The organism is Hydrogenophaga sp. (assembly GCF_022844385.1).
In the GTDB taxonomy this organism is placed as follows: domain Bacteria; phylum Pseudomonadota; class Gammaproteobacteria; order Burkholderiales; family Burkholderiaceae_C; genus Hydrogenophaga.
Map to the genome: position 1 here is coordinate 1 of NZ_JALHLX010000128.1, position 9823 is coordinate 9823.

At 64.3% G+C, this 9823-nt stretch carries 8 protein-coding genes; 2 read left to right on the forward strand and 6 right to left on the reverse strand.

The features are described 5' to 3' along the window. Positions 1–221 precede the first annotated feature (221 nt). The 4 genes from Q0C59_RS16390 to Q0C59_RS16405 all read right to left on the reverse strand — a co-directional run bounded on the left by Q0C59_RS16390 (position 222) and on the right by Q0C59_RS16405 (position 4145). A complete protein-coding gene (locus tag Q0C59_RS16390; RefSeq protein WP_291217474.1) occupies positions 222–596 on the reverse strand; it encodes a helix-turn-helix transcriptional regulator in 375 nt (124 codons plus the stop codon). A 95-nt stretch (positions 597–691) separates the two neighbouring features. Then, complete coding sequence (locus Q0C59_RS16395; protein WP_291217476.1) at positions 692–2593, reverse strand: propionate--CoA ligase; 1902 nt, start codon at positions 2591–2593, stop codon at positions 692–694. Positions 2594–2722: 129 nt separating this feature from the next. Further along, on the reverse strand, positions 2723–3334 hold the full coding sequence (locus tag Q0C59_RS16400; protein ID WP_291217478.1) for an isochorismatase family protein: 612 nt from the start codon (positions 3332–3334) through the stop codon (positions 2723–2725). A 76-nt stretch (positions 3335–3410) separates the two neighbouring features. Continuing rightward, entirely contained in the window at positions 3411–4145 is a 735-nt protein-coding gene (locus Q0C59_RS16405; RefSeq protein ID WP_291217480.1) for a TetR/AcrR family transcriptional regulator, read from the reverse strand. Positions 4146–4281: 136 nt separating this feature from the next. On the opposite strand from Q0C59_RS16405, the gene Q0C59_RS16410 reads away from it, so the two are divergent. Then, the gene (locus tag Q0C59_RS16410) at positions 4282–5925 is read left to right on the forward strand and encodes a 4-hydroxyphenylacetate 3-hydroxylase family protein (RefSeq protein WP_291217482.1); all 1644 of its coding nucleotides are present in this window, start codon (positions 4282–4284) and stop codon (positions 5923–5925) included. Positions 5926–6026: 101 nt separating this feature from the next. Next, the gene (locus tag Q0C59_RS16415; RefSeq protein ID WP_291217489.1) at positions 6027–6596 is read left to right on the forward strand and encodes a C40 family peptidase; all 570 of its coding nucleotides are present in this window, start codon (positions 6027–6029) and stop codon (positions 6594–6596) included. Between the two features lie 241 nt (positions 6597–6837). Here the strand turns inward: Q0C59_RS16415 and lpdA are convergent, their stop codons facing one another. Together lpdA and Q0C59_RS16425 are read right to left on the reverse strand one after the other, a co-directional pair. Further along, on the reverse strand, positions 6838–8706 hold the full coding sequence (lpdA, locus tag Q0C59_RS16420; protein ID WP_291217484.1) for a dihydrolipoyl dehydrogenase: 1869 nt from the start codon (positions 8704–8706) through the stop codon (positions 6838–6840). Positions 8707–8766: 60 nt separating this feature from the next. Beyond that, the coding region (locus tag Q0C59_RS16425) for a 2-oxo acid dehydrogenase subunit E2 (RefSeq protein WP_291217486.1) at positions 8767–9823 on the reverse strand (1057 nt) is incomplete at its 5' end.

Here is a 9823-nt window from a genome sequence, read left to right on the forward strand (position 1 = left end):
GGGAATCGCTCATAAATCCGCTGACCTCCGTTTCCCTGCAGGAAACATTAGCTGGTTAGAAAAACCTTCCGCTGCACGGCTTGACCGTTATGCGGATGCGACAGTGACTGTGGAAGGACCTGAATGCAACCCGGGATTGTGCCACCTTGAAGGCGCGCGCAGGAAAAAGATCGGCGCCAGAGGCGCCGATCTTGATGGATGTGACGCCGCTGGCGCCCGTTTCAGGAAGTCACGCGGGGTGAAAGGCGCTCCGAGGCTGGCACGGCGCTGGGCTCATCGATCTCGATGGCGATCTGCGTGCAAACCGTGCGGCACAGCATGACCGCCTTTTCGCTTTGCACACGGTAGATCACCTGTGTGCCTTCCTTGCGCTTGGCCAACACGCCCGATCGGTACAGCAGGTTCAGGTGCTGCGACAGGTTGGGTTGGGTGGTGTCGATTTCCTGCAGCAACTGCGAAACCGACTTCTCGCGGTCGCACAAAGCGCTGAGGATGCGCAGACGCATGGGGGTGGCCAGCACACCAAAGAGTTCGGCAGCGAGCTCAAACACCCGCACCCGCTCAACATGTCCATCGGATTCGATCATCTTGTCCATGGCGCCCATCGCTCGTGTGAATATAAGCATGGATCATACTTAGAAAGCACACAAACGGCCATGCCGTGACCGGAGCGGTGGCCCTGCAACGGCCCTCAGGCCAGCAAGTCCTTGATCTGTTGCAGCGCGGCCGGATCGTCCATGGTGGTGAGGTCGCCCGGGTCTCGCCCCTCGCACACGGCCTGGATCGCACGGCGCAGCAGTTTGCCGCTGCGCGTCTTGGGCAACACCGAGACGAAGCGCACCCGAGCCGGGCGCGCCACGGCGCCCAGTTGTTCGTCCACCACTTTCATGACTTCGCCTTCCAGCTTCAGGCGGGAGGCGTCGTCGGTCAGCGTGGACGCGTCCTTGACCACCACGAAGGCCATGGCCACCTGGCCCTTGAGCTGGTCGGCCACGCCCACAACCGCCACCTCGGCCACGCGCGGATGGCTGGAAATGCTTTCCTCGATCTCGCGGGTGCCCAGGCGGTGGCCCGCCACGTTGATCACGTCGTCGGTGCGGCCCAGGATGAAGAAGTAGCCGTCTTCGTCCTTGATGCCCCAGTCGAAGGTGCTGTAAACCAGCTTGCCGGGCACGCTGGACCAGTAGGTCTTGACGAATCGTTCGTCGTCGCGCCACACGGTCTGCATGCAGCCGGGCGGCAACGGGCCTTCAATGGCGACCACCCCCTTTTGCCCGGGCTCGGTCAGTTCGGCGCCGGTCTGGTCGTCGAGCAGCTTCACGTTGTAGCCATAGACCGCCCTCCCGGGAGACCCGAACTTGCTGCTGGCCGGCTCCACACCATTGCACAAGGACAAGATGGGCCAGCCGGTTTCGGTCTGCCAGTAGTTGTCGATGATGGGTTTGCCCAGTGCGTCAGCGATCCACTGCGCGGTGGGCTCGTCCAGTGGCTCACCGGCCAGGAATAAGGCCTTGAGGCTGGAGAGGTCGTGATTCTTGATGAAGGACGCGTCGTACTTCTTGAGAACCCGCACGGCCGTGGGTGCGCTGAACATGACGCTGACCTTGTACTTCTCGACCAGGTGCCACCAGATGCCGGCATCGGGCCGGATCGGCAGGCCCTCGTACATGATGGTCGCCATGCCCGCGATCAGCGGGCCGTAAACGATGTAGCTGTGGCCCACCACCCAGCCAATGTCGCTGGTGGAAAAGTAGGTCTCGCCGGGCTCGCCCATGAACACGTGCTTCATGCTCGAAGCCAGTGCCACGGCGTACCCGCCCGTGTCGCGCTGCACGCCCTTGGGCTTGCCGGTGGTGCCGCTCGTGTAAAGGGTGTAGCTGGGGTGGGTGGAGTCGACCCATTCGCAGGGAACCACGGTGTCCAGATGCTGTTCGCGCGCGCTGGCGTAGTCCACGTCGCGCCCGGCGGTCAGCTTCATCGGCGCCAGACCCCGGTTGACCATCAGCACCTGGGCAGGCTTGTGGCTTGAGAGGCGGATGCCCTCGTCCAGCAGCGGCTTGTACTCGACCACCTTGCCGCCGCGCGAACCGGCATCTGCACTCACGATGACCACGGGGGACGCGTCTTCAATGCGGCTGGCCAGCGAGTGGCTGGCAAAGCCGCCAAACACCACCGAATGGATGGCACCGATGCGCGCGCAGGCGAGCATGGCGAAGGCCGCTTCGGGAATCATCGGCATGTAGATCAGGACACGTTCACCCTTCTTCACGCCCAGGCTGAGCAAGACCGCGGCCATGCGCTGCACCTCGGCGTGCAGTTCACGAAAGCTGTAGCTGCGCTCCACGTCGGTTTCGGTGGAAACGAAGATCAGCGCGTTCTGGTCGGGACGGTCTTTCAGGTGCCGGTCCACCGCGTTGTGGCAGAGATTGGTGAGCCCGCCTTCGAACCAGCGCGCAAACGGCGGGTTGTCGTGGTTGCAGACCCGGTCAAACGGCTTCTTCCAGTCCACCAGGGCGGCCTGTTCGGTCCAGAAGGCGTCGCGGTCTTCGATGGAACGGCGGTAGAACTCGGCGTAGCCTTGGGTTGGGCTCATGAACGTCTCCTGCGGGTGTGGGGTGTCGGGTCTGCACTCAAACTGAATTCATAATTATGGCTAAACGGCTTGCGACAGCCTGACAGGTGCACGGCACCCGTCGGGCCCTTCAGGCGCATGCCCCTCCCCCTATTTGATCAGTGCCTGCACGTCCCGAAACAAGGGGTGGTCGGCGGTGCGCAGCCACTCGAAGGCCACCATCTCGGTGGTCACCAGTTCAGCGCCGGCACCAGCCAGGCGGTCAAACGCCGCATCGCGATTGCGTTCGGTGCGTGATCCACAAGCATCGGTCACCACCCACACGTCAAACTCCTGCTCGATCAGTTCCAGCGCGGTCTGCAGCAGACAGACGTGGGCTTCGCACCCCGCCAACACCACGGTCTGGCGTTCGGCAGCGGGTGCGGCAGCGGGTTTCTGCAGGTGTTTGGGCAGGCTGCGGGCGTTCCCGCCAACCTGTGCCGGCCGCGCCGGCGGGCGCAGCCAGTCGCCGAGGCCATCGGACACGGCACCAAAGTGCATCTTGGCCAGGGTCTTGCGGCAGAGTTCGCGCAGTTCCGGCGGGTTGGAACCCAGCTTGTCGGGATTCTGTTCCGTGCCCCAGGCCGGAATCTCCATCAGTAGGGCCATGCGTGCCAGGCGCACGGCGTTGGCCAGCACCTGTGGGCCCTCAAAAATGGCGGGCATCAAGCGGGCCTGGTAGTCCACCAGCACCAGTTGGGAATCATCAGCGTCGAGCAGCATGCGGGTCTTTCGTGTGTCGTTCAGGAAACCGGATGCCCGATTTTCGCAGCGTGGCCCTTGCCGGGCGGGTTGTCCGTCAAAGGCCGAACAAATCCGGCTGGTCCCGCTCGCGCGCGGGCGCTGACGAATCCGGGCGCAGGCGCAGCACGAGCTGGTCCACATAGGCGTTGAACAGGGCTTCGGCCGACTGCCCGAACAGGCGAATCCGGCCGGTGTGCTGGAGCAGCAGCAGCCCAACGCCGTGGGCAAACAACGCCGTGTTTTCACGCAGGGCGGCGTCGGTCGGCAGACCCATGGCTTGCAGCGCCAACTCGCACGGGCGCAGCGCATCTTGCAGCCGGCCGTTGAGCTGGTGGTTGAGCTCACCGGTGAGACCGCGCGGCGCCAGGCCTTGCACCAGGTAGAAGCCCAGATCCAGATCGCGCGGGTTGCGGGCGTAAAACCCGAACCACGCCTGCGCCTTGGCCGCCAGCGTCAGTTGCGGCTGCAGCTTGAACGTGCGTGCCGCCGCCACCTCGGCGTTGAGCCGTTCCAGGGACTCGGCGAGCAGCGCGGCATAAATGGCTTCCTTGCTGTCGAAGTAGCTGTAGATCGCCCCCGGCGTGTACCCAGCCTTGCGGGCGATCTCGCGGATGCTGGCACCTTCCACACCTTTCTCGGCGAAAACGCTTCGCGCGGCATCGAGCACCAGCGCCCTGCGGGTGTCGGACATGGCAAGTTGGCGCTGCTGGCGCTGCTGCTGCTGGCGCTCGGCAGCTTCCCGGTCTGCGGGCGACAGAACCGGCCTGAGTTCGTGCAACTGGACTTCCATCACGGCAGTTTAACTTCGCTCGCACTCATCAGTCGGAATTTTGAACATTGCACATTAATTTGAACGGTGTTCAAATATTTCCCGCAAATGCATTTCATATTCATACCGATCAAGCCATTCACCGCAGGTCACCTTCATGAACACCACCCCTGAAGCCACAACACTCATGAGCGGCGCCGACTACCGCGACTCACTGCGCCGCTACCGTCCCAACGTTTTTGTGGACGGACGAAAGGTCGATTGCGTGGCGACTGAACGCGCCTTGCAGCCCGGCATCAATGCCGTGGCACTCACCTACGACTTCGCGCAGCAGGCCCGGTACGCCCCGCTCATGACTGCGGTGCAACACACCAGCGGGCGCACGGTCAACCGCCTGAGCCACCTGAACACCAGCAGCGGCGACCTGCTCAACAAACTCGAAGCGGTGCGCCTGATCTGCCAGGAAACGGGTTGCGCCCAACGCTACCTCACCCACGACGCGGTCAACGCAATCGCCCAGGTCAGCGCGCGCATCGACGATGCACGTGGCACCACCGAGCACACGGCGCGCTTCCTGAACTACCTCCACCGCATTCAAGAACAGGACCTGACCCTGGGTGTGGCCATGACCGACGCCAAGGGCGACCGCAGCCGCCGACCGCACGAGCAGGCCAACCTGGACAGCTACGTGCACGTGGTGGAGGGCAACGCCGTCCGCAACGGTGTTCGGGGCATCGTCATCAGCGGCACCAAGGCCATCGTCACTGGCGCGCCGTACATGCACGAACTCCTCGTCATGCCCTGCCGCAACATGGGTCGGGAGGATGCCGACTTCGCTGTTTGCTGCGCCGTGCCCATCGATGCACCGGGTCTGACCATCGTGGCCCGCCCTGCCGGACGCCCGGGTGAAAAGCTCGAACACGGCGACGCGCTGTTCAGCCGCAAGTACGGCCAGAGCACCGGCGTCTGCATTTTCGACCGGGTGTTTGTGCCCTGGGACAGCGTGTTCTTCGCCGGCGAATGGGAACACTCGGGTCACCTCACCTACAGCTACGCCACCCACCACCGCCAGACATGCATCGGCGCGCGTGCAGGCTTTGGCGACCTCCTCATTGGTGCCGGCGCCTTGATGTGCGAAGCCAACGGGTTTGACCCGGGGCGAGAAAGCCACCTGCGCGAGCAAATGGTCGAGCTGATCACCATCACGGAAGGCTTCTACGCCTGCGGTGTGGCGGCCAGCGTGTACGGCAAGGCCGACGAGCACAGCAAGACCTTCATGCCCGACCCGGTGTTCGCCAACATCGGAAAGTTGCTGCTGGCCACCAAAATCTACGACATGCACCGCATCGCGCACTACGTGAGCGGCGGCCTCATCGTCACCCTGCCTGGCCCAGACGAAGACCACAATCCCGAGACCAACGCCAGGCTCAGCGAAGTGCTGCGCGCCAACCCCGACGTGCCGTACGAGCAGCGCATTCAGACCGCACGCTTTATCGAAGACCTGACGGCTGGCTACCAAGGCGGCTGGTACAGCGTGATCAGCCTGCACGGCGGCGGCTCGCCGGCCGCCATGAAGCAGGAGATCTGGCGCAACTACCCCGTGGGCAGCAAGGTGGAGCTGGTGGAGCGCCTGCTGGAGCGAGGCATTGCCGCCGACGGCAGCCCGGCGGCGGCACCCCACGACCCGGCGCGCGCCATCACGAGGAACCGCCAGCCCGGCAAATGCTGCGACACCGGTTGCACCACACCCGGGCAGCCGGTCATGGTCGATCTGCCAGCCTCTGCACGTTCAAAGGCCTGAACTGCATTCAAGCGGCGAATGCGACAAAATCTAACGAAATCAATTATTTGCAGCGCATTTCTCGCTTGACTTCCAAAGATATCGCCGATACCCTGCGCGTCATGCGTCGAACCCTCCCTGCCCTCTTGCTGAGCCTGTCGGCTGCGGTCCATGCCGCACCTTCGGACGCCGCGTTCGAAGACATGGATGCACTGCTGGTCGAGAAAGGCCTCATCGCTCGCCTCGGTGATCAGCTGCAGACCGCGCGCCACACCGTGGGCGATCAGGCCTCAGGCCTGGTGATCAATGCCATGGCCTTCCTGGGCGTGCCCTACAAATACGGCGGCAACACGGTCGATAGCGGTTTTGATTGCAGCGGCTTCGTGCGTGCGGTGTTCGAGCAATCGGTGGGCAAGGTCCTGCCGCGCCGATCCGACGAGCAGGCTGCTGCCACCCAGGTGATCGACCGCAACGAGCTCAAGCCCGGCGACCTTGTGTTTTTCAACACCATGCGCCGCGCCTTCAGCCACGTGGGCATTTACGTGGGCGACGGAAAGTTCATCCACTCGCCACGCGCCGGCTCTCACGTTCGCGTGGAAGACATGCGCAAGAGCTATTGGAACACCCGCTTCAACGGCGCGCGCCGTGTCCCCTTGCTGGCCGCCACCGGCCCGGCCGCTGCATCGCCGTAGTTGATGCGAACCTCGATAACCAAGCCCGCACGTTGATTCAGCCTGCGGGTTTTCTTCTTCTTGGCGCCTCAAACCCCAATTGACGGGCCCTTTGACAACCGTGCGCCTGCCTGCCGGGCGGGGGAAGTGTCCCGCGCCACGCAGGCGCCCAGTCAAGGAAGTGGAGGTCAAGCTGGCCAACGTGGCCGACGCCTCCCGACCCAACGCCACGGGCTTGTTCGACAAGATCGGCCGCCTGCACTTACCTTTTCTGTGGCGGCACATCGGTGCAACTGCCGTGCGCAATTTCCGCCGCCATGCCGATGCTCTCGCCCAGCGTCGGGTGCGGGTGGATGGTCTTGCCGATGTCCACCGCGTCCGCGCCCATTTCAATGGCGAGTGCAACCTCACCAATCATGTCGCCCGCGTGCGTGCCCACCATGCCGCCACCCAGAATCTTGCCGTGGCCATGGGCCTCGGGTGAGTCGTCGAACAGCAGCTTGGTCACGCCCTCGTCGCGCCCGTTGGCAATGGCCCGACCCGAAGCGTTCCAGGGGAACAGGCCTTTCTTGACCTTGATGCCTTGCGCCTTGGCCTGGTCTTCGGTGAGGCCCACCCAGGCCACTTCGGGGTCGGTGTAGGCGACGCTGGGGATCACGCGGGCGTTGAAGGCCGCGCTGGCCAGCTCTTTGTTGCCCTGCAGCTCACCCGCAATCACTTCTGCCGCCACGTGCGCCTCGTGCACCGCCTTGTGCGCCAGCATGGGCTGGCCCACGATGTCGCCGATGGCGAAGATGTGCGGCACGTTGGTGCGCATCTGGATGTCGACGTTGATGAAGCCGCGGTCCGTCACGGCCACACCCGCTTTTTCAGCAGCAATCTTCTTGCCGTTGGGCGTGCGGCCCACCGCCTGCAGCACCAGGTCATAGACCTGCGGCGCGGGCGCGGTGCCGCCTTCTTCGGCCGCGGCAAACGTCACCTCGATGCCCTCCGCAGTGGCCCTGGCCCCCACCGTCTTGGTTTTGAGCATGATGTTGTCGAAGCGCTTGGCGTTCATCTTCTGCCAGATCTTCACCAGATCCCGGTCAGCGCCCTGCATCAGGCCGTCGAGCATTTCCACCACATCCAGGCGTGCGCCCAGCGTGCTGTAGACCGTGCCCATCTCCAGGCCGATGATGCCGCCGCCCAGGATCAACATGCGCTTGGGCACTTCTTTCAGCGCCAGCGCCCCTGTGCTGTCGACCACGCGCGGGTCTTCCGGCATGAAGGGCAGGCGCACGGCTTGAGAACCCGCGGCGATGATGGCCTTCTTGAACGCGATCACCTGCTTCTTGCCGGTCTTCTCTTGCGCCGTGCCGCTGGTTTCTTCCACCTCGAGGTGGTTGGCACCGACAAAGGCACCGTAACCGCGCACGGTCGTGACCTTGCGCATCTTGGCCATGGCGGCCAGGCCGCCGGTGAGCTTGCCGATGACCTTTTCTTTATGACCGCGCAGCTTGTCGATGTTGAGCACCGGCTGGCCGTAGTCAACGCCCAGGTCCGCCATGTGGCTGACCTCGTCCATCACGGCGGCCACGTGCAGCAGCGCCTTGGACGGGATGCAGCCCACGTTCAGGCACACGCCACCCAGGGTGGCGTAGCGCTCGACCAGGATGACCTTCAGGCCGAGATCGGCCGCGCGGAAAGCCGCGCTGTAGCCGCCGGGGCCACCGCCGAGCACGAGCAGGTCGCAGTCGAGGTCGGAGGAGCCACCGAAGCTGGCGGCAGCGGGAGCGGGAGCCGCCCCCACCCGGTCCTCCCCCAGCGGGGGGGGGTTCGAAGACACGGCCGACGCAAGGGTTGGGCTCCCTCCCCCGCTGGGGGAGGGTTGGGGTGGGGGCGCGGCGACAGCGCCCGCCGCCTCCAGCGTCAACACCACACTGCCCTGCTTCACCTTGTCGCCCAGCTGGACCTTGAGTTCCTTCACCACGCCGGCGGCGGATGACGGAATCTCCATCGAAGCCTTGTCGGATTCGACCGTGATCAGGCTCTGTTCAGCCTTGACCGTGTCGCCCGGCTTCACGAGCAACTCGATGACCGCAACTTCGTCGAAGTCGCCAATGTCAGGCACTTGAATTTCAATGATGGCCATAAATTTCCCTATTCGGTTGGGGTCAGAGCACCGCTGTGCGGTGGTCTGACCCACAAGGCATCAGAGGAGCACACGACGGAAATCGCCGAGGATCTGGCCGAGGTACGCGTTGAAGCGCGCCGCCGCAGCGCCGTCGATCACGCGGTGGTCCCAGGTCAGCGAGAGAGGCAGCATGAGGCGAGGCGCAAACGCCTTGCCGTCCCACACCGGCTCGATCTGGCTCTTGCACACACCCAAAATGGCCACCTCGGGCGCGTTGATGATGGGCGTGAAATAACGCCCGCCAATGCCGCCGAGGCTGGAGATGGTGAAGGTCGCGCCACTCATCTCGGCCGGGCTCAACTTGCCTTCGCGCGCTTTCTTGGCCAGTTCGCCCATTTCCTGGCTGATCTGCAGCACGCCTTTTTTGTCGGCGTCCTTGATCACCGGGACCATCAGGCCGTTGGGCGTGTCAGCCGCAAAGCCGATGTGCCAGAACTGCTTGTAGACCAGCGCGTCGCCGTCGAGCGAGCTGTTGAACTCGGGGAATTTCTTGAGCGAAGCCACGCAGGCCTTGATCAGGAAGGCGAGCATGGTCACCTTCACGCCGCTCTTCTCGTTTTCCTTGTTCGTGGAAACACGGAAAGCTTCGAGGTCGGTGATGTCGGCGTCGTCGAAGTTGGTGACGGCCGGGATCATGACCGCGTTGCGCAGCAGGTTGGCGCCGCTGATCTTCTTGATGCGGCCCATCTCCTTGCGCTCGATCGGACCGAACTTGGCGAAGTCGACTTTGGGCCAGGGAATCAGGCCCAGCTCGGAGCCACCACCGCCGGTGGACGCCGGAGCCTTGGCCGCTTGCGCCGCGGTCTGCACCGCGCCGGCCATCACGGATTTGGTGAACGACTGGATGTCTTCGGCGGTGATGCGGCCCTTGAGGCCCGACCCCTTGACCTCCGTCAGCGGCACGCCGAGTTCGCGTGCGAACTTGCGAACCGAGGGTGAAGCGTGGGGCAGGCCTACGGGGGCAGACGCGGTGGGGTTGTGCGCCGGGGCTGCAGGCGCAGAAACGCTCGCAGCCTGCGGTGCCGCCGCAGCGGGTGCCGCAGGAACAGCGGGCTTGGCTCCCTCGCCCCCCTGG